Source organism: Vibrio sp. STUT-A16 (assembly GCF_026000495.1).
Lineage (GTDB): Bacteria > Pseudomonadota > Gammaproteobacteria > Enterobacterales > Vibrionaceae > Vibrio > Vibrio diabolicus.
On the sequence record NZ_AP026766.1, the window covers coordinates 1,826,101 to 1,852,460 of the forward strand.

16 protein-coding genes are annotated in these 26,360 nt (G+C 41.1%); 5 read left to right on the top strand and 11 right to left on the bottom strand.

From position 1 onward, the window contains the following. Window positions 1–71 precede the first annotated feature (71 nt). The 11 genes from OO778_RS24810 to OO778_RS24860 form a co-directional block, all read right to left on the bottom strand. Entirely contained in the window at window positions 72–950 is an 879-nt protein-coding gene (locus tag OO778_RS24810) for a hypothetical protein (protein WP_226420710.1), read from the bottom strand. Continuing rightward, window positions 950–1,690: a DUF3944 domain-containing protein gene (locus tag OO778_RS24815; RefSeq protein WP_264912139.1), complete on the bottom strand. Its 741-nt coding sequence runs from the start codon at window positions 1,688–1,690 to the stop codon at window positions 950–952. Before OO778_RS24815 ends, OO778_RS24810 begins: the two co-directional genes overlap by 1 nt. 342 nt (window positions 1,691–2,032) lie before the next feature. Further along, window positions 2,033–3,583: an Hsp70 family protein gene (locus OO778_RS24820; protein ID WP_264912141.1), complete on the bottom strand. Its 1,551-nt coding sequence runs from the start codon at window positions 3,581–3,583 to the stop codon at window positions 2,033–2,035. Then, window positions 3,568–4,698 (bottom strand): hypothetical protein, encoded by a 1,131-nt coding sequence (locus tag OO778_RS24825; RefSeq protein WP_264912142.1) that lies wholly within the window; start codon window positions 4,696–4,698, stop codon window positions 3,568–3,570. Before OO778_RS24825 ends, OO778_RS24820 begins: the two co-directional genes overlap by 16 nt. Further along, the gene (locus tag OO778_RS24830; RefSeq protein WP_264912144.1) at window positions 4,691–5,782 is read right to left on the bottom strand and encodes a hypothetical protein; all 1,092 of its coding nucleotides are present in this window, start codon (window positions 5,780–5,782) and stop codon (window positions 4,691–4,693) included. The genes OO778_RS24825 and OO778_RS24830 overlap by 8 nt, the downstream gene beginning before the upstream one ends. 167 nt (window positions 5,783–5,949) lie before the next feature. Continuing rightward, a complete protein-coding gene (locus OO778_RS24835) occupies window positions 5,950–8,046 on the bottom strand; it encodes a DUF262 and DUF1524 domain-containing protein (protein ID WP_264912145.1) in 2,097 nt (698 codons plus the stop codon). Window positions 8,047–8,130: 84 nt separating this feature from the next. Continuing rightward, window positions 8,131–11,850, bottom strand: a complete 3,720-nt coding sequence (pglX, locus tag OO778_RS24840; RefSeq protein ID WP_264912147.1) for a BREX-1 system adenine-specific DNA-methyltransferase PglX — start codon at window positions 11,848–11,850, stop codon at window positions 8,131–8,133. 105 nt (window positions 11,851–11,955) lie between these two features. Beyond that, window positions 11,956–15,702, bottom strand: a complete 3,747-nt coding sequence (gene brxC, locus OO778_RS24845; protein ID WP_264912148.1) for a BREX system P-loop protein BrxC — start codon at window positions 15,700–15,702, stop codon at window positions 11,956–11,958. Window positions 15,703–15,835: 133 nt separating this feature from the next. Further along, a complete protein-coding gene (locus OO778_RS24850) occupies window positions 15,836–16,399 on the bottom strand; it encodes a DUF1788 domain-containing protein (RefSeq protein ID WP_045378184.1) in 564 nt (187 codons plus the stop codon). Continuing rightward, window positions 16,399–16,998, bottom strand: coding sequence for a DUF1819 family protein (locus tag OO778_RS24855; protein ID WP_253658044.1), 600 nt, complete (start codon window positions 16,996–16,998; stop codon window positions 16,399–16,401). Before OO778_RS24855 ends, OO778_RS24850 begins: the two co-directional genes overlap by 1 nt. Window positions 16,999–17,007: 9 nt before the next feature. Further along, window positions 17,008–17,913, bottom strand: a complete 906-nt coding sequence (locus OO778_RS24860) for a WYL domain-containing protein (RefSeq protein ID WP_264912152.1) — start codon at window positions 17,911–17,913, stop codon at window positions 17,008–17,010. 475 nt (window positions 17,914–18,388) lie between these two features. Here OO778_RS24860 and OO778_RS24865 point away from each other — a divergent pair, with 475 nt between their 5' ends. From OO778_RS24865 to OO778_RS24885, 5 genes are read left to right on the top strand one after another with little or no spacing between them, the layout of a single operon-like run. Continuing rightward, complete coding sequence (locus OO778_RS24865; protein WP_264912154.1) at window positions 18,389–21,199, top strand: AAA domain-containing protein; 2,811 nt, start codon at window positions 18,389–18,391, stop codon at window positions 21,197–21,199. Then, window positions 21,196–22,311, top strand: coding sequence for a hypothetical protein (locus tag OO778_RS24870; RefSeq protein WP_264912156.1), 1,116 nt, complete (start codon window positions 21,196–21,198; stop codon window positions 22,309–22,311). Before OO778_RS24865 ends, OO778_RS24870 begins: the two co-directional genes overlap by 4 nt. Window positions 22,312–22,314: 3 nt before the next feature. Further along, window positions 22,315–23,916, top strand: a complete 1,602-nt coding sequence (locus OO778_RS24875) for a phospholipase D-like domain-containing protein (RefSeq protein WP_264912158.1) — start codon at window positions 22,315–22,317, stop codon at window positions 23,914–23,916. Between the two features lie 4 nt (window positions 23,917–23,920). Then, entirely contained in the window at window positions 23,921–25,351 is a 1,431-nt protein-coding gene (locus tag OO778_RS24880) for a sigma-54 factor interaction domain-containing protein (protein WP_264912161.1), read from the top strand. Window positions 25,352–25,374: 23 nt separating this feature from the next. After that, window positions 25,375–26,103 carry an NYN domain-containing protein gene (locus tag OO778_RS24885; RefSeq protein WP_122016005.1) on the top strand — a complete coding sequence of 243 codons (729 nt, stop codon included), beginning with the start codon at window positions 25,375–25,377 and terminating at the stop codon, window positions 26,101–26,103. Window positions 26,104–26,360 lie beyond the last annotated feature (257 nt).

Below are 26,360 nucleotides of genomic sequence, written 5' to 3' on the forward strand. Positions count from 1 at the left end.
GGTAAAGTGAGAGATTGGTGCTTGTGTAACTGTTGTTTACGTTGAGGCTAAACAAGCACCAAATTGCTCGATTAACTCGCCAACTCCAAAGATGGACTGACAAGTTGCTGGAGTAGAGCATTGTTGTTACTAGAGTCAAATAGAGCTTTCAAGTCATTCTTTTTATCGTGGAAGGTTAATGCTATAGGGTTTGCATCCCCACGGATCGTTGCTTTTGCTTTTGAGTTACACCAGTTTCTGTATTGCTGTAGCGTGTGGTTGTAGCGCTTTGTATTTTCTCGCATAAGATGTTCGGATAATTTAAATTTACCATAACGGTCACAAAGCTGACTTTCTAGATAGATTGCCTTTGGCATTATATCCAGAACCATGGTGATGAAATCTAGCATTTGCTCGAGGTGACGATCGGTAAGCTGATCTGCAAACGAGATAAGGTTATCAATCAATGATAGAACCTCGTTTCTCTCAATAGAAAGTTGAGAGATAAGGTTTACGGCGATATCTTGGGTTTCAGAAACCAAAGATTTATCCAACAAAAGAACCCTTGTAGACTCTATCGCTCCAAAATACTTAGATAATTTTTCCATGTAAAACAATATATTTTGAGCGCTAATATCTGAAGAAATTAGATCCATTGTCTCTTGAAGCTTGTCTATTTTTCTTGCCAAATACATTGTTTGAACAACGATAGCACCAACAATAATAGTTGTAGACAGTCCAATAGCCGCCATTTGAGTAGCATGGCTTGCTTGTATTAGCTTACTGATCTCATTTAATTTTTCAGGATCGAATGCAACTTCTTTTAGCGGCATATGCTGCACGATCCCAGATTTTTCAGCCAGTTCTGTCCAGTAGGCGACCCCATCTCTTAGAGTTATTTTCCCGTTTTGTAGGCCTTCAAGGACTTCGGGGTAAACTTTTTCCCAGTCAAAAGTAAATATAGTTTCCATTAGAAAATAGGCTCCTCTCCATTGAGCATTTGCTGGCGCATTGCTGCAACTTGTACGACAGCGGGCAGGGTTACTCTAAAAGCTGGTCCACTAATAGCTGGTACAGTTAAAAGCACAGTAATTGCTATACCTATAGGCCCAGATAAAACACCGATAGCACGCGCTAAACCAGCGTTGGCTGCTATGGTTAAGCCTCTTCCAAGCAGCGCTTTAGCTACTGCATTAGCAACAATCATAGCAACCTGATAGGACATAAATCCTCCCATTCGAATGGCTGCGATGATTGCAGTCAAGGCGGCACTGCTTGTTAATGACGCATCGATTTTTAACTCTTTTCGTAACTCCTCTCGCTCAGCTTCAGACATTTTTTCCCAGGAATCCGCAAATAGCTTTGCTAGAAGAGCCTGCTCAATATCAACAGCCTCAGCTTTGTAGTCTGTTTTGATGCTAAGTTTCTTGCAAACATCAATAAGAATTTCCTTATATTCAACCCCTGAACGTCTGAATAAGTTAACCAGCGTATCACCGCCAAAATGCTGTAGCTCACCAGCAATTTGCTGCCACACTTGTTGGTAATCGCCTTTCGCAGCTTGGAACTGCTTGTCTCCTGTTAACGTCTCGGTGTAACGAGTTTTTCCATCTTTGTCAGTGGTAAGATAGTTAACTAAAACACCTAACATATCGTTATCTGCATAACGTAGAAGCTCTAAATCTTTATCTTGTTTGTAAGTATTGCTCATTTTTTTTCTTCTAGAGATTGCAAGTGAGTGCCGAGACTATACAGCTCTTGGCTACAACTTATTGTTGTTTGAGGGATATTTTTAAATCGTCATAAATTTAAAAGCAACCTTAGCTGCTCTTTTAAAGGTTTTAACAACAGCCAATTTTCCACCTAGAGCCACAGTTCGAGCAAGGTTGATAGAACAAATATTCATCCCACTGTTCGTTAGTCATGTTCTGCTTTAGGTACGGATTTTTGTCATTAAACTCTTTAAGAAGCTCTCCAGGGACAAGGTTCCATGCATTCGGGAGGTGAGTAACGTTCGACCTTACTGCAACACCTTGATGTTCACCTTGCCCCTTCAGTACTTTTTTCCTTGCGTACCTACCGAGGTATCTTTTGTCGCTTGAAGTGCGAACTCTAAGTCGAAAATTTGTTGTGAGACTGAATGCTTTAGGTCATTCGCTTTTGCACTGACAGTTACTATGTAGTTTTCGTCTATTTCCATAAGTACATCTATTCTTTCCTTCATTGGCGGAAAGTCTGGGTTAACAGGAACGCTAAGATTTGCATAGGTTGTACGTCGATCACTTGCTGCTGATTTTCCAACCATTTGAGGGCGCTTAAATGTTAACACTGCTTTGCCGTCTCGAGGATCTGCGCAATATAGCCCCTGAGTGATTGATTTGGTGTTTCCACGTTTTGGTAGGTCAGTACCTTCTGGAATAAGCGACAGCAGGGAGTTGCGAGCTTCAACCAATTCGAAAGGTTTGGCAAGAGTCAAGCCCAAGTCATTTTTTGCTATCCAAGCTGCACCTTCTGAGATAATTCGATCGCCTTTTGGTGATACTTCCAATACAGCGACCCCAAATATTTCTCGCAATTGTTGCTCAATAATAGGCATATTAACCATGCCACCCGTAGCTAAGCAGAGAGCGATGGTTTGATGATCCATATCCGCCTGTTCAGCACTTAAGAGTGTCTCAATCTCACTAATGCCTTGTGATACAATTGTGCTGGATATACGGTCAAGTATTTCTTTTGTTAGCTCAAATTCAATTTCAGATTCTTCTTCTGAGTCAGCACTATAGTAGTCAGGAACGAAGATGATGTCTTTTGAACGCTTTGATAAAGTTATCTTAGCCTTTTCACACTGTTCAAGAAGCTTGGCTTTCATACCTGGGTGACGAGGTTTTTTTGTTTCCTCAGTCCAACCAAATTTAAGTGCGTGCTGTTCTTCTACAAAGTTAAGAATTGCGTCATCTAGGTAATCTCCGCCTACTTTATTGTTACCACGGTTCATCACCTGCACAATCGTACCACTGCGTATTTGACAGAGTGTTAGATCGAGAGTGCCGCCACCCCAATCAAAAACGAGTACCGTTTTCCCTTCATCTCTTAGCATCGCATTCTGTGGGTCTTCCTGATCTTGATAATAGCCATAGAGGGCAGCTAACGGTTCATGGACAAAACAGTCAATATTAATTCCCGCATCTAAAAGGGCTTCTCGCAGGGCATGTCTCGACCTGCCATCCATCGCAACTGGTATTGTTACCACGGCAGTAGATAGATCGGCAATTTCACTCGCATCATCTTCCTCTGCGTGTTCGACTAGAAACCTCATTAAATCCGCGACAACATCTTTCGGGTGTTTGATCTCACCCCCAACAGGAATATGATCTCCGCCGATGAACTTTTTGGGGCCGCGAATTGTATTACCAAATACCCCGATACCACTGTCTTCAAGCTTTTTCTTAGCTTTTGTACCACATACAACTTTCCCGTGATCATAAGAGACAACTGATGGGTGAGGGCGGTTTCTATCAGTAAATGACTTAACCATCCCTTCTTTAGTTACTACAGAAATTAAACTGTTTGTCGTACCAAAATCGATGCCTATTTTTTGAACCATCTGAGTTCCTCCTCAACGCGTTCGATCATCACATCTAAGTTATGCAGTGCCACATGTACTTTAGGGGCTTCGCGGTCCAGAGCTTTGTAAGAGTTTTCCAGCGTAGATAACACTTCTTCTTCTAAAAAGTTCAGTGCTTTTGCTTTTGCTTTAGAAGTGTCATCTTTAAGGTGAACTTTTTGAGCTTTTAGCGACTGCTCACTTTCAGAGTGCTGTTCCTTTAGAGAGAAAATTTCTTCACTGAGCTGTTTAATAAGGTTGTCTTTCTTCAAACCATCTGCTTTCAAGCTTTCAATCTGCTCTATAAGTTTACCGTGCCTCTCTTGCAAATCAGAATTCGTTCTCTTGAGGTTAGTACTTTCACTTTGAGCAGCTTCTTGTCGAGCTTTAAAGAACGAGAGAGTAGAGGAGAAGTCCTTTAGTAAGGAGCTATTAGTTTGTGAAGCTAAGAAATACACCATCCCCGTTGTTGCTTGATTATCCACTTCTAGATTTACATGTTTTTCGATGTCATCAGGAACACGTGTAGCCAATAAGCGAGCAAAGCTGTTTAGAGCGGTATCTATATCAGCCTTACCTGTTTCAAATGCCCATATGTGAGCGATAGCTAGAATGTTCGCCTCTAAGTTACGCTTTTGAGAGGGTTTGTAGTTCTCACCTTTGTATATTTCAAATCGATCTTGCAGTACTTTAACTAGTCGAGCTAAGTAGCCAGAGTTAGTCTGGGATATGTCTTTTAGCAAGAAAATATTTGTATCTGAAGTTGGGTTGAGAAACGTAATGTTATTAATGACATGACACGTAAATTCTAGGACTTCTTTTCGAACCTCAGGATGTCGAGCCTTTTCACTTGCGACTAGTAGTGAAAGAAGTGTTTTAAGTTCACAGTCGGATTTTAATACTATTTTGCTCAGAGATTCTCTCTCATTAGTGGACAGCTTTGTAGATATTGGCAAATCAACCAAAGAGTTGACGTGAGAAGCCAATAATTTTATTGGTTTCATCTTATCAGTCTTTTTATCAATCACTGGACTAAATAGGTTCTCTATCAGTCCTCTGAGGCTACTGAAGTTGATAACCTGTTTTTTTGATTTTAGTGAAAGAGTGTTACTCATAGTCAGTTTCTTCTATAAAATTAAGGTTGAATGTATCGACCGATGCAAGCCGTTTTATCAATAGCTTTATAATTGTCTTATGCCCAGTGTTGTATGCTTTTTTAACTAATAGGAATTGTAGTTTTTGTCGATCATTTAAGCTTATGTTGCGTCTAGGGAGTCGATCTAAGAACTCTTGGATTGAGTCAACAGAATGTTCATCAAAATTATTTATAACATCATCGACAAGCAAGGCTGTCATACGATCGACAGGCAATTTCTTAGTGGTTTCTTGCAAACCTTTATCAACGTATAAGGATCTATCATTCAAAAACAGCGCCATTGCTTGTTTTAGAAAAGGAACAGATTCTAATCCAGTTGTACCAAATTGATTTTGGTTGAAATCAATGACACTTTGAATAGCTCTCGAAAGGGGGGTGTTGAACTGTTGTAGTTTGGATCTTGCTTGGTTGAAGCGTTTATCAAAATCCTCAAATGTTAACACCTGGGCTTTGCCATCCTTGGCCATGATGCCTTGTAAGTATTTTACAATTCCGTCAACGTATTCGACAGTAGTATTAAAATCATCACAGGATTTGACGAATTGTGTTACAAGTTCTTCAGTAAAATCATCCCTACTGAGAATTACCCAGAATAAGTTGTCGACTTGTTCTAATTCATTTGAATCAGCTACATCGATATCGATCTTAAATTCTCTAGTCACACCTTGGTTAACCGCTCGTACTTCGAAAAAGTATTTATGTTTAGAAGAGAGCAATTCAGGTGCGACATCAATATCAATAGCTTCTCCATTGATAAAGATCTGATCGCAATACGTCAACTCGATATCCTCGGGAGAGAGTTTCGTATGTATAACAAGTCGAGTAGAGCCAACAGCCTTTTGGAAGATATGTAGTTGAGGGTTTTTGCTTGGATGCTCATCCCATTCATGGCTAACCCTAAGATGATCGGTAGCGAAGGTTGCACTACAAAAACGGCAAGCATACAAGGCAGTATTGGGAGTAAAAGGGATACTGGTATCTGGTGTTGGTACGGAACCTCCACTATTACCAGGGTCGATAAAATTTGTGTAGTAGTTGCTCATAAATCACCTGTGAAACACCCTTTGTGAAAGGACTGAACACTTGCTGATACTGAGGGAGATATCCCTAACAGTACTATCTAGCCCGAAGCGAGAATGTCTATTAATCTGTTTTTGTCACTAGAATAAGGCACAGTCATCAGACTGTGCTAGCTCTAACTAAATGACTCTTAACCTTCAACTTGTATGTCAATGACTTGCTGGATCAGCTGGATGGCGTAGGGGATATCTGATAAATCAGTGATTTTATATTCCACATCACCATTGCCCCAACGACCAAGATTAGTCACGTCTCGGCATAGTTTCTTTGGATCATGAATCTCAGTGAACTTACAGTTGAGAGATAACCTTAGTCCAGAAGCCTGAGGGACAACATCGACAAAGTTGGTATCCAGTTTGAAAGCGACATAAAGCTTCAAAAACTCTTGCTTCACATTTTCGTCGAGCGACATTACTTTTTGGCTAAACACTTGGAATAGTTCTTTTGAAGAGCCAACAGCAATGTAAGGATGATCTGCAATTGTGTAAGCGGTTTTCTCGGATGGCTGGGTTTGGTATTTCTCTAAAATTTCAGCACTTAAGTTCGGGTAACGCCATACCGTCTGCATTTTGTCCGCGAGTAATTTAGAGCGAGCTTGAATTGATTCTTTGTTCCACGTGTCATGATCTCTCAGGCTTTGATTCAATGTTAATGGACTGCTTGCGAAACCGCCTTCCATATCACGCTTTTCAGTAAAGAATCGGTCACTTAGCTCAGAGTTGTAACCTGTTAGCGTGAGATTACCAATAGTATGAACGTACTCCTCTTGGATTGATTGCCAATCATCACCAAGCGCTATTTGCCACTGAGAAGACAGGTTTTTGTTCTGAGGTAATACGTGCTCAATAGTGTAATTTTCAACGCTTATGCGCTCTTTCTTATCGTAGTTCTCTAAGCGACGCAGCCAATAGGCTCTGCTGCGAACGTTGTACATATCTTTGTGCTGTAGGCAGCGATTTAATTCAGAATCTGACGGGAAACGACGATAAGAGCTTAAACTAATAAGCTCAGCCTTAAAGCTTTCCAAATAGCTGGATTTACGAATGGAGCGAGCGAAGCTAGCGAATGTTTTGTTAAGCGAGTTGGTTGGAATATCGCATACATAGCGTCGGAACACATAGCTCTCAATCAGGCGTACACACTCAATAAATTCATTGAGCGTTAAAATCTGGCTATCGTAGTCATGATACAGCTCTAGTATCAAAGGATAAGATACATCGACTTTATATGCGTTTAGGTCTTGAAAGGCTTCTAGCAATTTTTGCTCTTTTTCCTGTTCTAAAGAAAAAGCGATATAGAATTGAGCGTGTTTGCGTACATCTGCCACGACATCTTCTATATCAAGATGTGAGCTACTGACGTATTTCTTGAATGCTTCGTAAACATCATTGATTCTTGGTGGCTTGTTAGTCTTAAGCGTTAAATAATCGCGCATGAACTGATTAAACAACCAACTGTACTCACCATTTCCAAAGTCGCTTTCCATTGGGAACCAGTATCGCTCATAGAGGGTGTTTTGCTGTTTTGGTTCAAGCCCCATGAGTACGAAGTTACGGATAAGATCCGCTTGGCTTAAATCCAGACCTGTTGAGTTGAGGCTTTCAAATATAAGCTGGGGGTTGTCTCTCTCGCGATCTAAAGCGATATCGACAATAAGTAGTTTTTGCAGGCCAAGGTAGATTTCTGATACTTTCTCGTTACCAAGGCGACTCAACTTGTCTTTGAAGAATTGGTAGTTTTGAATAACACGAGACGTTGCATCATCATCGTGTTTGGTTTCATTATCGATAATGGCTCTTAGCTCTTTGTCATCTGCTTTAGTGAGTAGGAGCTTGTAATAAAGATCACCATCTTCAGCATCATTACAAAGGTAATATTTCTTCAGCTTCTTAGCATTTGTACCTTCAATGACGGATGTATTGTCTGCACTACGAGCATTCAGTTCTGAAACTAATGCAGCGATTAACAGTGTCGTAGAGGTCAGTCTCTGTTGTCCATCAATAACTAACAACTGAGGGACATCACTATGGCTGTATAAACCTCGTTCCACATAGACTACAGACCCTATGAAATGAGCTTCAAGGTCAGTCGTACCCGCACGAACGATATCTTTCCATAGTTGCTCACATTGTTCCTGAGTCCAGCTATATTGGCGCTGGTAAATAGGAATGATGAACTGAGCTGATTTTTGTAGAAATTTAAATAACTTACTTTCTGTTGCCTTCATAGTTTACCAACTGAGTTTTTAGATATTGTCATTATTGTTAGTACTGTAGAAAAAGAGCAGCCATAAGGCTGCTCTATACTTCTGTTACTTTATTACTTCAGGGTTCTTACCGTGAATTGCTTTCACATCAGCAAGTAGGTTACCGAACTTGCCGTAGTTGACCTTAACGCCGTCATCGAGGTCTATGTTGATCTTCATTTCAGCTAAGTGTTTTAGCTCTTCATCGAAAGTGACCAGTTCAGCTTGCTTCTTCTCAATCGTTTTCAGCTCTTTGTCGATTGCGCGTAGCTCTGCACCAGACGCTGTTGCTTTTGAATCTTCAAGAATGTTCTTGCGGCTCTCAAGCTTACCCATAAGAGGTGTGACATACTCTGTACGCATACGTGACAACGTACCTTCGTTGTAACGGTGTAGGTAAATCAAACACTCGAATGCTTTTGCTTTACCTGAGCTAAACAGCCAGTAAATTGGGCGCTTCTTATAAGTCTTCAAATGGTCTTTGTAGAACTGAGTCGAGAAGTAACGACGGATAGTATCGATCGAGCTTTCACCTTTCTTAGCTTTGATTGCATCTAGGCACAAGCTCTCAGCAACAAAGTCCAAGTTTTCTTGTAGGTGCTCTTCACCCCATACGGTTTTGACAAACTGACGGAAGCGGGTCGTGGCATCATCTTCAAATACCCAGTCCTCATCTGCTAAAGGAACAATGCCGTCATCATCAGCAGGGAAGGTTTTATATGCGCCTTCTGCAACAAACTCTTTGAAGCCGTTGTTACTAGAGTTGGCGTAGACTAATCCTTCGCGATCTAAGGAGTAACGTCCCATTGAGCAACCCATGAAATAACTTAAAAGCTCAGTAAGGTTATTGGATAAGTAAGTGTCATTAATATTGCTCGACTTACTATTTTCAGTGTATTTATAGAAAGGATTGCAGTTAAGTGTAATGTTAGATAATTCAACATCACGATACTCACTTGAATCTAGTCCATAAGCTTCAGAAAAAAGAATGTTATTCTCTTCTTCAAGATTCTTAACCGTATTTATAGATAGTTGGTTTTGATTACGAACTTCCTCGTAGGCTTGGGATATGAGTTGTGTCTTACTACGAGTAGCAACTAATGGGTTTTTTCTAAATTCCCAATATGTTTCACTAGAACACCAGTCATGATGCGAAATTTCTATTAAAATTCTTGCGTTTGAAATGGCTTTGTCAATCTTTTGGGTTACATATGGTAATGATCGAAAGTATCCTACGTGAAAGTGTACAGTCGGATTGATTACTTTTACTAGGTCTCGAATTATATTTGTATTTGATAGAGCAAGTGTTAACAGTAAATCATCGTCGTTTTTAAACACTGCTGTATGACCTGTTGCATCAAAAATAAATCCTTCTGGTGCAAATCTAAAAGAGGAATCACCTGAAGTAATATCACTCCAAGTTATTCCTTTTTTGAAATAGTAACCAGAATTCTTTATAATTCGTGTTGGAGAACCATATAATGATGAAGCGAATTGAAAAAGTTCCTCGCCGTCATTTTTCCAGTTCACTACATATTCAAAGTTCCCAAACCACTTTCTGTATGGCCCACCTTTATTGCAAGGGAACCATTTTTGAACGCTTCCAATTGTGTCTTCGCGACTCTTGGATAAGTAATTAATATTGCTGTTTTCAACTTCATACCATAGTCTTAGAAAGCGATTATTATCGCTTGTTTGCAACCCAGCTCTTGCGTCTGCTACTGTTTCAAAGCTTGGATTGTTTTCAAAAATGTCAAGGATTGTCGAATCTAACCAGTATGCGATAGGGCTCCCTGGGATCGATTTGAAGTGGGTAGCGACGGCATTGTTCAGGCGTTTATTCAATACGGGAAATACTTTAGGCTTTCCATTCTTTGCTATGTCATTGTTATCGCAGTAGGAGAAAAAACTATTATAGTTCCTTATGTATGAGTTTCTGAAAATAGTTGCACTTGTGCCAAATGCTATTTTCATTACACCATTCCCCATGTGGAGCATACTTTCTATAGTTGAGCTGGCGAGCAAATTTTCACGCATTTTTTCATAACTAGAAAGAAACATCCACGATTGCATTGTAACCATTGAGTTAAAGCCATTTGGTGTTAACCACTTAAATCCACGTTCGATAAATACCGAGAAAAGGTCTGACTTTGAATTAGGGTAACATTTCTTAGCAAAGTCCTTTAAAGCGCCGTTCATGCCTTTTGAACCCATGTAAGGTGGATTTGCTACCGCTACATCATACTTAGTTGCTAATACAATGGCTTGTTCCACAATAGGTAATAGTGCTTGTGCTGCTTCTTTTGCCGTTGGTTCATTACCTTGTTCTTTCTCAGCTAGTTTTTCTTGCAACGTAGTCAGAGGTTCTAGGTATTTACTGTCAATTTCTACCAATGAACCTAAGTTTTTGGCATCAATAAACTGCTCTTTTAGGTAGCGAAGTAAATCAAGGTAAACTTTGTTTTCTGCTGATAGTTCAGCCAGTTCTAGCTGCGGTTCTGAAAATAGGTCTCCCATTGAACCTGTTTGCTTGTTGCCATCAAAATCCAAATCTGTCCAAAGCTGGTTAATGTTCAGGTTTTCAGTTGATTGAACTGAATGGATGTTAAGCTTGATATCACGTGTGAAGATACGTTTATCATCTTCACGAGCTTTCATTAGTACCGCGAATGCTGCCAACTGTGCAGCGCGATCATCAATATCTAGACCATAGATGTTTTTGGTTAGGATCAGCTCTGGAATATCGCGTAAGCGATAGCCACGCTCTAGGTAAATTTCACGCAGCACTTCATACACTTCAACTAGGATGTGGCCACTGCCACAAGCAGGGTCGAGCACTTTGATTTCTTCAGGATCAATACTTGTCGGTGTAATGACTTTGAGCTGTTCGATTACATCATCACTTTGCTCGGCAGGCGTGATGTAATACTCCATTTTTTCTTTCAGTTCGGAGTCAGGGTAGGTTGCTAACCACTGACGACCTAGAGAGTTTTGTACTAGATACTTGACAATCCAGTTCGGCGTAAAGAGCTGAGTTGCAGCAGGGATGTCCTCGCGCTTGACGACTTTGCCAATAACAGCATCTTTGTGCTCAGAGATGTAGAACTGGTAAAGCCAACCGATAACTTCAATCTCTCGCCAATTATCTTCAGGGATATCGTTAACCAAATCCTTTAAGATTGAATCGGTTTTTGTAAGGTTATCTGGCAGCAGTAGCTCGGTTGCATCATCCAGCTTTTCAAACATGAATGGCATGGCTTCGCTTAGCTGGTGGCACTGCGCTAGAAGGAGAGTGCGGTAAAGCTCTTCTTCTTTGTTACCATCAAGCACCATGTCAATGATTTGGTCTTTGTTCAAACCAAGCTCATCAGCTACGTCAGCCGCTGAGTTTAAGATCTCAAAGCCTTCACCAAACTGTGCGCCTTCGGTTTTACTTAACACACGAAAACCATGGTCTAGGTATTCGTTAACCTCCATATAGCGGATAGCTGTTAGGCGGTTAAACCATGTAAAGGCTGTTTCGTTGATAAACTGGTTAAAACCGTCTTTATGCACGAATTTACCATCGTGCGTGCCTAACGCTTCAATACGTTTTACTAGCTGGTTACGCTGCTGGCCTTGCTTGCGAGTGTAAACTTCTTTCTCGATAATCGCGCTATCACCGTCAATCGTGATCTCGCTAATTCGGTCTTCGAAAATACCGAGTTTTGCTGCTCGGTTCTTAACTGCTTCCATAAAAGCAACACGAGCTTTTGGTGCGTAGGCTTTAAGTTTGTTGGTGTTCATTGAATACTCATTTCATTCGTTTAGAAATCCACGCTCAATGAGCGTGGTTCACTATTTATCTTTATGGTTCAGTTGGGCCTTTCTCTGTGTGAGAGACGCTGCTACTTACTTGATTCGTACTTTATGGTTCGAAGCTAACAATTCGGAAAGTTGAGTTTTCAATGCCGCTAAGTAGCTTTCTAGCTCTTCTTCCGTTTCTAGGTAAGTGGTATCACCTAGCTCTTGGAAAACGGCCCCAGCTTTAACCGTCACCACTTTTTTCGCTTTAGGTTTTGTGACTACAGGTTCCGCTACTTTTAATGGCTCTTTGGTCGCGTTCATTGTTGCAGAGGAAGTGCCATAACCATTCGAGTCGTTAGGTTCTAGTTCTAATGTACCGTTACCACCTTTGGAGTCATTGCCTGCATTAGTTTCAGCTTCTTGCTTGCGACGTTCTGCTTCTAGCGCTACTTGGCGTTCAGCCGCTTTAATTTGCTGGTCGATAAAGGCATTAATGATTTCTTCTGCTTGCTCTACTAAACTCTCTGAATTTCGAAGCTCTTCGTTGATTTCAGCGATGCTGGTCAGGTGCTCTAATCGTTTTAGAGACAGTTGTAACGGGCGAAGCGCATCATTACTGATGGTATCTGGTGCTTTAGCCTCGCTAACGTGTTGTTGAACGTCATCAATTGCAGCCTCTAGTTTGCTAGCCACCTCTTTACGGCGAGCTACCAGCATCTCATCGTTTACCGCTCTTACCGTTTCGATTAAGCCTTGCACCTGGCGGATCTTTCCGTAGGGACGCTCATCGTTATATATGGCTTCTAGTTTCTCTAATGCATTATTGGCAACTTCAGACGTTTTGAGTAGGTGACGGTTTTTCGCAAACTCGATACTCAAAGCATTCGCCAAGCTTTGCCATGTTGAAAATTGTTTTTCATAGAAGACTTCAAGCTCTTCATAATCCTCTTCAAACTCTTCTAAATCAGAACCTTGACGTAAGAATTCATCAATGAACTTGTAGCTTCCTTGTTGCTCGACAAGGGACGAGATCGAGATAATGCCATCTTCGATTTCAGTTTTGCCTGGGAACTTACCTGTGGTTGATTTCGCTTTAAAATCTTTGAGCTTTGCGAGCATGCTCTTTAAAAGCTGAAGTGCTTGCTCATGAAGATCTTTTTCGGTTGTCGGTGCATTCTTATGGAATACAGACTTGTACAACTTGGCTGCTTTCTTCAAGTTTGCTTCTGATTGTTGCTGAATGCGTCGGATTCGCAAGTTAGCACGCTTGGAATTTTTGTCTAAATGCTCAAAAGCACTGCGCAACGGCACGTCTTGCTGATTAGCTTGAAGCGTAATTTTGTTTGCGACGGCTAGGCGAGCAATCATCAGGATTATTTCGTAATCATTCCAACCGAATGGGCGACGAGAAAACTTCTTCACCAAGTCACTAGCGGTCAGGGGACGCCCGTATTCATCACTGATTGAGATGTGTTGCTCTAGCTCGAACAGAGCGCGAGGGTTTGCTTCAACATCTGACAAATCAATATTCAATTGGCTCAAGTCGTCAACGATAAGAGTTTGCTGAATTTGTTGACGAATATCACCAGAATAGGGCGTCACATACTTAAGTTTACTGAAGGTGTCTTCGATAACCTGGCGGTATGCGTTGTCGATGATAGCAGTGGCTGTTGCACCTTTAGTTTTATAGCTCTGCCCTAACAAGTAAAAGTCTGATTGCTTAATAACATCTTCTAGCTCAGAGACAATCTGCTTACGTCTTGCACTATTCTCCGCTGCTTTCGCTCGGATAAGTAGTTCCATATCTGCATCACGACCTGCATTACGTTTTGTGTACTTAGCCGTACGAATGTAGGTTCGTAGTTCCCCAAATAGACGCGCCTTGTCTTGTAGTTTAATTAAGATGGCATCTTTAGATTCATTACCGCAGACAGCATCGGTCATATCGTCATAGCTAGCGTCAATTGGCGAAACAATCTTTAAGTGCAGATCGTTGTCAATTGAGCCTTTCTCGAACGGTTGACCATTGCAGTAGCGTGAAACTGGGAAATCTTGTTTGTTCTCAGGATAGCGATAGGTTTTGCTGCTGCGTAAAATCTCTTCAAATAGGATTTTACTTAGTTCCGCTGTTTCATCGGACGTTTCGATCTCTGTGTTTTGGATCTCTTTTTCGATTTCTTTTTCTTCGTTTGTTAAGAAGATGTACTCGTCTCCTTGACGAGCAATAAGAAGGTTATTTTCCAATGCGTCCAAGCTTTCAGTAATATCAATACGAAGTTGGCGTTTGTCTTGGTCGACTTCCGAGATACAAAGCGTCACGATGTTGTCGATGGTAGATTTCATCTCATCTACGTAACGGATCATAAATAGCGTTTGTAAAACTTGAACCGAGAAATCGGAAATAGAGCTTTTCTCTGCCGCGTGGTTAATGTCTCGCACTACCGCTGTATCTAGGAATTTCTTTATTGAAGGATAAAAACTATAAAGCGGGATTAAACGTCCAATCTCGTCACTAACGAACTGATTAGTAGCCGTTTGAAATGCTTCGATGAGAGAACGTTCACCTTTTGCTAGGTGAGTACCCGCAGCCCCAGCTTGGGAGATACCAGAAAATACTTTTTGGATTAGGTTGTACTGGTACGGTGCAAACGGATAGCTCGATACGAAGTTGTTTGTACCTGTGAAGTTAGAAAACTCAGCCTTATTGGTTTTCTCAAAGCTAAGCTGGCTTCGAATGATGTCGCCTTTTTCATTATACAATGCTGCTAGCGCAGTTTGCGCAGGCTCTGTTTTAGCGAGTAGACGTTTCTCAATAACCTCGTTGACGTTTGAACTTGAGAGCGAGATTCGATCAAAGCGTTGTTGGATCCGAGAAAAGTCATTTTTACGAGAACCTTGTTGCATTTGACCTAAAACAGTGTCCATGTCTTCTTGTGATGTCACTACCACCCATGCACGACCTTCACAGATTGTGCCTAAATTTTCTGTAATAGTTTGTAGCTTCAACATCATTTGAGCGTTTTGACCAATGTATTGACCAATCTCATCCACAAAGAAGCTGATGCGGCGTTCAGGACTACCATCAAGGTATTGCTTAACCCATTTACAGAAATTTTGAATGTCTAAGCTGAAGTTGTTTTCAAGTCGCTCGATAGCTTGGCGACCCGCTTCTTCAGACTGGCCTGTTACTTTAGCAAATGCTTCAGCGAGATCGTCACGGTAAAAGTCATAAGAGTCACGCTCTTCTAACCATGATGAACCCGATAGCTCTTCAAAAGCTTGGTGGAACTCTTGCAGTTTGCCACGTGCATCTAGATCACGTTCTAGGTCTGCGATGTGTGCGTGGTCGCCCGAGTAACCCATTTTCTCATTAAAGACTTTTAGGAATACTTTTAAGATGGCATCTTCTTTGTCATCTGTGTCAGCACGGCTATCAATGTTAAAGAGGATAACGTTGTTCTCTTTTTGGATCGCACGACGCATATCGCCCAGTAGCATTTGGTCTTCTGCTAGCTTGTCTTCAAAGAAATCAATTGCTCGTTTTGTTACGCCATCATTGGATGTCTCAACGTTTTTGAGCAAGTACGACATGATTTTAATGAAGTGAGATTTACCCGAGCCAAAGAAGCCTGATACCCAGATGCCAGATTTACCCGTTTCAGACGCCTTTTTAGGGTCATCAACAGACGGCATGTAGTATTTGAAGAATTGCTCAATGTGACCTTTAAGTTCAGCGGTGATGACATACTCATCAAGTTCGACGAAGACGGTTTCATTTCCGACTTGATCGGCTTTAACTACGCCGTTGATTGGGCGTGAGATATCTTTTTTAAATAGCTGCTTTAACTGCATGGGAATTCCTAGCTAACTTTCTCAATTTGTTAATGAGAATATTTCGATTCAGTATTTACTTGTTTAGCATACGTTTTTATCAGTAACTACATTTGCTTGGCAGTTACCTTTTCTTAACCGTCACTATGGTGCGCTATGCCAACTTAAAGGCTCGGTAATAGTTGTTTGATTCGATTCGACCAAATGGTTTAAGTGAAGCGCCATCATATTCACCAGGGTAGAACATGACCGTCGGAACCTGGCCTACTTTAGCGTGCAACGCATTGAGTAGTCCGTGACCTCGGACAATCGGCCAAACACTTCCCATTCCGTGAAGCATGATAAAGTCACAATTTTCTATATTTGCTTCTTTCACGATGAACTCTGCAACTCGGTTTTGCTCCAATGGCCCTTTGAGAGCTTTAAACAGAGCTTCATCACCTTTGGCAAACTGCATTTTGAATGACTTATCCAATAATCGCCGTGATTCTAGTAGTTTGATGATCATTTCAAACAGGTTAATGCTGGCGAATGTATAACCACGATTTAGCAGCTTTTTTTCTAGTAGTTCGATATGCTCGCGAACCGCTAGTTCATGTTCAGGTTTGTAGTCGAAAATGTAAAAACCAATCTCACCCCCGAGTTCTTTGTTTTGAAGGAATTCGTCGCTCTCTAAACGAGATTGGATGTTATCTAGACGCTGTTGTAGCTGGAGCATTAGTAGATCTCCATAGCTTGGATGATATCGTCTCTATCCATCTCAACGAGTAGATCACGAACATCAGGAGTTATATAAATATTGGTGAGTACTTTTGTTTTTGTGCTTTCCAAGAAACCGCCATCAGTCATGACTTTAAAAGCAACTTGAGCAATTTTGTAGGTTGAGGATTCAGACATATCGGCAAAGTCAGGGTATATGCGACACTTATCTTCCCAGAAGTACTCCCAATCTTTCATGTCTATGTTTTCGCGGTACATACGTTTAGCGTCCATCACAACAGTGCGCATGAAGTCTGCAAGCAGTGGAGAGTTCATTAAGGTTGCAGCCATCATTAACTGCGCCGCTTCCTCGTGGTTAGCATTAACAAGTGCTGATAGGAATTTGTTCCCCAGATTTGCGATACGTTTTTTGATTGTAGCCGCGTTACGCTTTGCTGAAGCTGGCGAACGCTTTTGCAGAATGTTTTGTTCAACAATGGCTTCATCCCATTGTTCTTTATTTGGTTCAGAAAGGAGTAACTCAGCAATTAGCTGAGCTTCATTAATCATTAGGCTGCCACCAATTAGGTCGCCAAGGTATTTCTTATGTTCGCTCATCTTCACGTCCTATTTAATGCTGTTTGTCGGGACTGAGTGTTCTGCTGCGGGGTCGGTATAACCTGATGCAAGGTGCAAGTTTTCAACACCATATAAAGTCGGTCGGTTTGCTAACCAAAGTTGATGTTCGGGTGTTGTTTGTGTTGCATTTTCAGAGCAATCGACATTCCAACGACGCAGTAAATAACCAGTTAAAGCTGCACGAACTTCGATTGATAATTTTCCATTCTTCATAGAGTAATCAAGCTCAATCGCTTTTGGGTATTGTACGTTATTCGGGTGTGGTACTAGCTCTAATGGTACGAACCTCATCCATTGTTTATCAGCCAGCATGGTTTGAGTCTGAAGTACGGTGTTGTCCGATAGTTCAGCTTTGGTAATTCGAGAAATAACAAAGTCGCGGAATTCCTTACTCTGACAATCGTATGCACGAATATGCCAGCGTAGTCCGTTATCGACGATAGAGTGGGGGATAACAATTCGGGTGCTTTCGCCACTTCTTAGGGATACATAGCGAATTTTCACACCTTTGCTGTTTAACGCGGCTTGAGTTAGTACAGCTACGATGCTGGTGTCAGGCGCGTTAAGTTGGCTCGGTACTTCAAATGGTATGCCTAACCCATTGATGACGCTGTCTTCCCCTGAAAGTTGGTTTGCAAGCTTTCCGAGCGTGTCGTTTGTGTTGTGGTTAAACAGTGGGACAAATGCTTTTGTTTGAAAATACCGTTTCTCAGCATTGTCGTAGGTAAGGTTGTGGGCTGCTAGCTCTTTGTATAAGTTGATATCGCGAGTCGCGTTGGATAGCCCCATTTTAAAATGTTCTACAACTTCGGAACGCGTAAAGTGACCAACAAACATCAACTTAAAGTCAATGAAAGCAAGCCTTTGTTTTTGTGAGTAGTTGAGATTATCCATGGATTTCATACTATTTTTAATTTGGGCATAGTATGAACCATTTTGGGTTAGACTTCAATTTGAGATATGACTCAGGCAGACATAACTCATTAAAACTAATCCATGCACTTTTCTCAATATTATATCAGCATAGATAGTGAGATTATCGCTGAATCGCTGAGCAGATAGAAGAGGCTGTATGGCTCTGCCATACAGTATTCCTAATGTTTAGTGTTCGCTTAATTGACCCTTTCACATCAAAGGGTTCCGAAAATGTGCCTGCCCGTTTGGAGAAATGAATCACACATGTACGGTGTTGTATTTGATGGATTGATTCAAATCATTAAAAATGGAACAAATGTTCCTGAGTGGAATTAACTCTCCATAAGTTCAAGGTTTTACTTGATTCTTTGTGAAAAAAATCAATGGTTTAATATTTTTATGTAATGGCATGCTAATTGTATCTAATTACTAGAAAAACAAACGAGGATAGGCAATGGCATTACTACATTATGCAAATTTAGAAGAACATCGGCCAGATATACTCCTTCAAAAAACATTTAATGGCTTGGAGGATTTTTACAAATATCTAGACACCACAAAAAGATATTTAGAAAGTTCAGGAGCGGTCAAACGCCTTCGCTGGGAGGTTGTCGACAGGGAGGTTATTCCTGTTGGAGAGCGAAAGGATGTGAAGGGAGTCTGGATACAGCTATTGGAAGTAGATAGTTCTACTCAAGAGTCAGTATTTAAGTCATTTCTTGATGAAAGTAACGAAGATATCTACGAGGCAGATAATGCAAATTGGAGATTTGTTGGCAGCCCTGCAATTGATTGCCCTGCCTGCAAAGACCGTAGTGGCAAGCCTAAAATGGCGTATCAAACAGAGGAACATGCATTAGAAGTCGCTTCATACTCGAAAAGGTCGTTAAAAGTCTATGAGTGTGAGCAAGGGTATGGTTGGCACTTAACCAAGCACTTTGATGCTGATCGAGTCTGGTTTGATAATAGAAATAAGATTTCCATTCTAGATAGAGAGCCAGAATCTGAGCAATTGTTAGTCAATAAAATGCCAAGTAAGGAATTTATTGTACTACGTCCAAATACATATACGCTTCGGTGCCAGATAAATGCGATACAGGCTTTGCAGAGTTCACCAAGCATTTTCCATCGACCTCTATTAAGGTTGTTTGAATCAAATGATCATGCTAGATGGGATAAATTCCCAAACTTAGAACAGTCTGATTTTGCAGCACTTTTCGAAGAGTTTTTAAATGTAGGCAGTAACCAAACTGCCCGAGTTGATAAATGGTATGTACTAACGGATGAAAGCCGACCTGGTACGCTTGAACAACGAAAATTCGTAGAAATTTCGCTGAACACACCTGATTTTGCATTTATGGAGGGACCTCCTGGTTCAGGTAAAACGACCGCGATATTAGAGCTTATCATTCAACTTATCTTGCGAGGTAAGCGAATCTTATTGTGTGCCTCAACTCATGTGGCTGTCGACAATGTGCTTGAGAGAATAATTGAAGAAGATAGCACAGTTCGAGATGCGATTATTGCTCTGCGAATCGGTGATAAATCGAATATTTCAGAGAAGGTTAAACCTTACCAGCTAGAAAAATTTCTATCTACCGAAAGAAAACGGCTCTTGTCTGAACTTCATAAGGTTTCAACGTTAACGGAAGCTCAACAACAGCTCATGGTTGAACTTAATCGTGGTAACAACACTATTGAGCGAATGGCGTTGGAGTCTGCAAATCTTATTTGTGGCACTACCATCGGTATCTTAAAACATCCAGATATTAAGAATACTGACACGCCAACCGCACAATTTGATTACATGATCATTGATGAGGCATCCAAGACCACTTTCCAAGAGTTTTTGGTTCCAGCACTCTTGGCAAAGAGGTGGATTTTGGTCGGCGACAAAAAACAACTATCACCCTACGTTGATGATGAATCAACGGCGGTTAACATCGCCCCATGTCTGCCTGAAGTATATAAGCGCGAAGCATGTCTTGATGTATTTAGTGCCTCAGATCAAGTAAGTCCTGCGCGAAGGCGAATCTCATCAATTGTGTTAAATAGCAGCAATATCGTACAAGATTTTTATAAGGGGCAAGGGGAGGAAAATGGTGTTTTGGTAGCTACGCCAGGGGGAGATAGCAAAAGTATTCCTTATTCATCGTTGATTGTCGGAGACCAACAATTTTTAACTGAAAATCAGGAAGTTATGCCTTTGGATATTATGCGCATTCGAGGCAACCTGAAAAGTATCCCGCCTTCTGTTGTGTATCGGAAAAGAGCCATTGAGTATAAGAATCGCCATCAACACAGTAGTGACAGCAATTGGGAAAATGAGATTGCTTGGCGCATGGCTAGACAGTATGAGCAAAGGCTAAACAAAGATACCTCTGATGAAAGAATAGCGACTTCAGAAAAGTTATCTCGTCAGGTAGAGGCTCTATTGCCTTTCGATGGTAAACGCGGAAAAGATTCTGTTATTGATCAAATCAACAGAGTAAAAAAAGTGGCTCTTCCTTCTATATTGGAATCTCTTCAGTCTGGTTTTCAAAGGTCGAAGCGTCAGCGGCATGGTACGGCGCTCTCTGATGGCCTACCTGATGATGTACTTAGTCAGAGATCTATAACACTAATTTATCAACACAGGATGCACCCTGACATAGCGAGTTTTTCTCACAACAGGATCTATAACCAAGATGCGTTATACACGCCAGAAGAAATGATCGAAAAAAGAGCATGGAGTTATAGACCAGACAGAAAACGCTCGGTATGGGTTGATGTACAAGGAGGACGTACGACAAGTGGTAATAGAAACCCTAAGGAAGCTGAACAACTTATAGCTGAACTAACTAACTTTGAGAAATGGGCTGTCAAAAGTCCAAAGGAAGATGGCAAACCATGGGAAGTGGCTGTGTTGTCCTTTTATCGAGGCCAGGAACGCGAACTTAGGAATCGCTTGAGAACATGGGCGATGCACCCGAGAGCATACCGTCATTTTACTAAAGATGATAAACGCTCTCCATTTATCGATGTTCAAGTCTGTACAGTCGATAAATTCCAAGGTCACGAGGCGGACCTAGTGCTACTGAGCTTTGTGAATTCACATGCTACGAGCTTTCTCGAAAGCCCAAATAGACTCAATGTTGCAGTTACGCGGGCAAAGTACGCACAAGTAATATTTGGAAACCGAAATGCAATGAAAAAGGCATCTGGCGTATTAGCGCATTTAGCGGAAGATACGGATTGGTCACGTACCATCGAGGTGGTGGAATGAAAATAATGAAAAACGACCTGATTCTCGAAAGGGAAATTCAACTAGAAACATGGGTTGTCTCCGCAACGATATCCAAAGCAGAAAAACGCCCTGAATATGATTTGATTTTGAAATGTATTCGAGATGGTGTTTGTACTGAAGAACAGGTCGCACAACACCTTTTGTTTGATGATCGAGCACGTTTGGGGATTGCGCAGCGCATGCTCAACAGAGCAATAGACTTAAATTTGGCTTTCAAAAAACGTGGGAAATACGCACTAACGGATGAAGGTCATGAGGCTATCAAAGAGCAACGAATTTTCGTTCCCGAAGAGGGGGTTTGGAAGATTACTTTTAGTAATGATCCATTGTTGCCGTTTCCCATTATGGCTATTGAAAAACACGCAGAGCCAAAGGCCATGGATGAAGCATTGCGTCGTAACAAGCACGAAACTGACAAGAGAATAGCCAATTTTAAAAAAATTCCTCATTGGATTAAAAATCGAGTTCAGGACGAAGTCGGGCAGCCATGTACTGGAGGAGAAATAATTCATATTGGTGAAATCAAGTCAAAGGGGGAAACGGTTGACTCTCCACTCAAACTGTCAGTTAAGTGGAATGTGACTAAACAGTCGTTGACGTTGTACAAAGATAGTAAAGAAGTAAGTAAGTTCAAAGCGCCAAATAGAGATTTAGACGAAGTTTGGTATGAACTGTTGCTAGGTGGTCGGAAAATTGACTCTTGGAGAAACGATACAGCCGAGTTCGAAGAATATTTCGATGATGTCCCTGACAGTTCTAAAAGCACAATGCGAATAAACATTGAATTTCCAAGGCCATCTCTAAATGGATTAAATCGGTTTAATTCTGTTATAGCAAAGGGAGTTCGGCTAAGACCAAAAACTGAAGTATGTGCGCAACGATGGTCTGAATGGTTACTGCTTTCATACATTGATAACTATGCGACAGTCGAAAAGTATGAAAAGTGGCTGGAGAAAGCAAAAATGCCTTTCAAAGACTTTGAAATTAATCTTCCTTCCAGGGATGAATTGGCAAACAGTGTAATCCTAGATCCGAAAGCACGCTCAAAGAGGGATTGGCATATCGTGGCTGCGGCAGATTGGGGATTATAAAAGATGAATAATATTCAAAAATATGCAAAGTACTTTAGCAAAACCGTCGACCAGTCAAATACTCGATTACCTCCAGTATGGTGTCATAACGGAGTCTCTAAGCGAGAGGCCGTGGCAGAGACTCAGAGTGATTTGTTTATCTCTGGGAAAAAACGAGAGCTAGCTAGTTACGTCGTTGACCTGATAAATAATGCCCGAGAGTCCGTTGTATTAAGCAGCTTTTTGTTAGCGTATACCATCATAGAGGACGCGATTTTTGACGCAACGGAAAGAGGCGTACGTGTCTATTTGATGCTTGCTTGTGAAACGAGATTAGAAGGTGACGTCCCTGACGATGATTTTGGGAAAGAGTGCTTACTCCAACATACCAAAATGCTAAAACGACTAGGTGGTAGAGTTGTGGTTCGCTCCGCACCTCATTTCCACTCTAAGATAGTTTTAGTCGATGCATTACCAGGTAACACATCGCACATTGCTAAAGGGGTATTGTTGACTGCTAATCTAACCCGCGAAGCATTTGAAAGAAATGAAGAGCTAGCGGTTTGTCTTTCATCTGAAGAGGTACAGGAAACTGTACAGCTCTTGAAATGGGCGATGTTTGAGTATGCTGAACATGAGATGTTGGATAATTCCGAATTCTCTGCAACTAGTACGCAAAACGTCATAGCCTTTCCCAATGACCTCAAACGAATAGTTTGTACCACCAATAGTCAGCATTCTTTGAAAGCGCACGTACTGAAGTTGATTAATGAAAGTTCCCAGGAGTTGATGATTTCAAGTTTTGGTTGGCAGAAAGACCACGAAGTGATTGATGCAATTTGTGAGAAAGCCAAGCAGGGCGTTAAAGTTACTATCCTATCGCGGGTAAGACCAAGCTCAATGCCTTCTCTTATCAAATTGGCTGAAGCAGGTGCTGAGGTGTTTGGATTTAAATGGTTGCATGCGAAAGCTATTTGGAATGAACATAATCATGGGATGATTATGTCCGCTAATTTACAGGAACACGGACTTGATACAGGTTTTGAGATAGGAGTGACATTAGACGGTGAACGAGCAAAGCTTATTAATCAATGTTTAGTCGGTCTATTGGGGAACTCAAACAGTGATATCAGGAAGTTGCTACTAAACAGTATGCTTTCTTCCCATGCGGGTGAAATACAGTATTGGCAAGATGGGCGGTTACAGTCTTTATTGATATCGAGTACAGAAATCAAAGAGATCCCATCATTAACTGCTGAATGCTTGACGAACTTAGAACTAGAACCCGAGTTTCCTGTGACTAACTGGAAAAGTAGTCCTAGTTGCCTTGTCGAGTATAAATGGCAGGTTTTGCCTCCAGAGCTGCCAGTAAATTGTAAGGAAGTGCTTTGGGAGGAGAAACAAGAAATCCCACATGAAATTGAAGAACAAGTAAGCACTAAAGCTAATCGCAAAAAGAAAAAGCCAAAGATGAAAGTCATCAAACACTCATACGAACCAAAAGTTTATCAAGTTGGAAATCGTAAGCTAATAGCTATATCTCAAAGCGACGATTTAGCGGGTGCTATTCGACTTAAAACGGAAAGCTTTCCTACGGCTAGTATTGTGTTAAAAAAGGCGGGCTAAGTAAATGGAGAAGGAGCATGTACTTCTATGCTGGCAAGCAGTTAGAGCTGGTGATGATGTTTTAATTAATGCTGTCAAGAAGTTGGAATCAAAGCTTGGTACTCGGATTGACAGGATCATGCTCCTTCAACAGGAGGAACAACAGCTCAACATAGATGACGATCTTAGCAAACGAGTCAATTCCGAGTTAATTGAACTTTCTGACCCGACCGAGCATAGTCTGGTATATCAGAAAATCGTGGAGCAAGTTTTACCTAAAATTAAAGGGATTACGAATCTTCATATCAATGTTTCCCCAGGTACGCCAGCAATGCATTCTGTCTGGCTAATATTGCATGCTGGTGGACGCTTTCCGCCAACGACAAAACTCTGGTCTACACAACGAAACCCTAAAACTAAACGAACCAGTCTCAAACCAGTTAATTTCAATATTTCGACTTACATGGCTGAGATTAGGGAGCAATCTTATACGACGCCAAATATGGCTATCTATGAAGTAGAGCCAGTCTCAAAAGACAGACGGGAAGCCTTTGAGCAGTTAAAGCGTTTTACCTCAATTCCACATGTACCATTACTGGTTCTTGGGGAGCGAGGTACGGGGAAAACGCGGCTAATAGAAACTTTTGTTAAAGCTACCAAGCAAAAAGAAGTTGTTACCATTGCATGCGGTGGCCTTGATTCATCTGTAGCGGAGAGCCTTATATTCGGACATACAAAAGGAGCTTTTACTGGAGCAACCTCCGATAGAGAAGGGATTCTTAAGTCAGCAGATGGAAAGGTTCTATTTTTAGATGAGATACAAGATTTACCACAAACAGTTCAGCGTAAGCTAGTGAGAGTTTTACAGGATTATCAACATCGTTATAGACCAATAGGAGCGGATAAAGAAGAAACATCAAGCTTCGAATTGATTTGTGCTTCAAATAAGAATTGCTCGGAGTTAGCAGGTGTGTTGGATGCCGATTTTCTAGATCGTATATCTATGCTAAAGGTAACTATACCAGCATTGCGCAACTGTAGGCAGGATCTAAAAAATGACTGGCAGCAGGTATGGGATGAGCTTAATGTAAATAATCTGTACTCAAAAATAGCGCCAATGAGTTCAGACCTTGAAGAGATATTCCAAACAGATGCGTTGCCTGGAAATATAAGAGATCTTCAGAAGCTAGCAGTTTTGATCATGGCCTATTGGGATGAATCAGATGCTCAAAAATGCATAAGTGTCGGTATCAAACTGTGGGAAACAGACAGAAGTTGCTTTGTTAGACCTTCTTTTAACGATGACTCGTCCTTGAGCAGAGATGAACACCTAAGCCGCTTTAAGTCGGACTTGGCTATTTGGGCAAAAGATAGGTTTGGAACATGGAAGCAGGCGGCTGAGCATTTAGATTGTTCAGACAGGATATTGCGCGATGATGCGAAAGTCTCAAGTTAAAACTTCAATGAATGGAAAGTGATGTGAAAGATACAGATAAGATCGGCCTATTTATCGATGCAGATAACGCACCAGCCACTAAAATCGATAAGATCCTATCCGAGTTAGCTCGTTATGGTGTAGTTAATATTAGGAAGGCATATGGGAACTGGAAGAGTCAAAACTTGAAGGCGTGGGAGGATGTTTTACATGAGCACGCTATTCAGCCAGTCCAGCAATTTGATCTAGTAAAAGGGAAAAACGCGACAGATATGGCACTCGTTATAGATGTGATGGATATACTCTATACCAAGGATATAGATGTCATTTGTTTGGTGTCGTCAGATTGTGATTTCACTCCACTAGTAACGAGATCACTAGCTGATGGTAAAATAGTTGTTGGCTTTGGAGAGCGAAAAGCCCCATTACCTTTCGTAAATAGTTGTTCTAAGTTTCTTTACTTAGATAAAGAGGCTGATACCCATTCTCAACCGAAAGTGACGGTCGATACGACTTTAAAAGGTGATACAAGGCTTATCAATTTGTTAAGGCAAGCGATAGAAGCGACAGAGGGAGATAATGGCTGGGCAAAGCTTGGACCTATCGGAAACCATATTTCGAATCACGCATCTTTTGATCAAAGAAATTATGGATTTAAGAAACTGAGTGATTTGTTTGCTGCTATCGATCTGTTTGATATGAAAAAAACGAATGGTTCTATCATTTGGGTACGCGATAAGAAAAGAACCAAGAAAAATGAAATTCAGATTTAAAAGCACAAGCAGTGCGCTAAAGCTGCTGGAACTGCTCTCTACACTCCTAAATAGTGTAAGCAGTATGGTAAAACCATACTGCGTCTCTAGGGTAGGCTACAGATAAGCAGTGTAGCTACCATATATAATATTAGGGTTACCCATACGTGTTCTGCGAGCTATAGTGATCCATTCACGTGATGATTTTTAAAGCTATACGTACTTAACAGAAATCAAGGGAACCTTTCGGTACTCTTAACAAGTAGTGAAATTACAGG

Excerpts from the sequence above, each read along its gene's own strand:
- OO778_RS24810 (WP_226420710.1), bottom strand. The coding sequence starts at position 950 with ATGGAAACTATATTTACTTTTGACTGGGAAAAAGTTTACCCCGAAGTC.
- OO778_RS24815 (WP_264912139.1), bottom strand. The coding sequence starts at position 1,690 with ATGAGCAATACTTACAAACAAGATAAAGATTTAGAGCTTCTACGTTAT.
- OO778_RS24820 (WP_264912141.1), bottom strand. The coding sequence starts at position 3,583 with ATGGTTCAAAAAATAGGCATCGATTTTGGTACGACAAACAGTTTAATT.
- OO778_RS24825 (WP_264912142.1), bottom strand. The coding sequence starts at position 4,698 with ATGAGTAACACTCTTTCACTAAAATCAAAAAAACAGGTTATCAACTTC.
- OO778_RS24830 (WP_264912144.1), bottom strand. The coding sequence starts at position 5,782 with ATGAGCAACTACTACACAAATTTTATCGACCCTGGTAATAGTGGAGGT.
- OO778_RS24835 (WP_264912145.1), bottom strand. The coding sequence starts at position 8,046 with ATGAAGGCAACAGAAAGTAAGTTATTTAAATTTCTACAAAAATCAGCT.
- pglX (WP_264912147.1), bottom strand. The coding sequence starts at position 11,850 with ATGAACACCAACAAACTTAAAGCCTACGCACCAAAAGCTCGTGTTGCT.
- brxC (WP_264912148.1), bottom strand. The coding sequence starts at position 15,702 with ATGCAGTTAAAGCAGCTATTTAAAAAAGATATCTCACGCCCAATCAAC.
- OO778_RS24850 (WP_045378184.1), bottom strand. The coding sequence starts at position 16,399 with ATGCTCCAGCTACAACAGCGTCTAGATAACATCCAATCTCGTTTAGAG.
- OO778_RS24855 (WP_253658044.1), bottom strand. The coding sequence starts at position 16,998 with ATGAGCGAACATAAGAAATACCTTGGCGACCTAATTGGTGGCAGCCTA.
- OO778_RS24860 (WP_264912152.1), bottom strand. The coding sequence starts at position 17,913 with ATGGATAATCTCAACTACTCACAAAAACAAAGGCTTGCTTTCATTGAC.
- OO778_RS24865 (WP_264912154.1), top strand. The coding sequence starts at position 18,389 with ATGGCATTACTACATTATGCAAATTTAGAAGAACATCGGCCAGATATA.
- OO778_RS24870 (WP_264912156.1), top strand. The coding sequence starts at position 21,196 with ATGAAAATAATGAAAAACGACCTGATTCTCGAAAGGGAAATTCAACTA.
- OO778_RS24875 (WP_264912158.1), top strand. The coding sequence starts at position 22,315 with ATGAATAATATTCAAAAATATGCAAAGTACTTTAGCAAAACCGTCGAC.
- OO778_RS24880 (WP_264912161.1), top strand. The coding sequence starts at position 23,921 with ATGGAGAAGGAGCATGTACTTCTATGCTGGCAAGCAGTTAGAGCTGGT.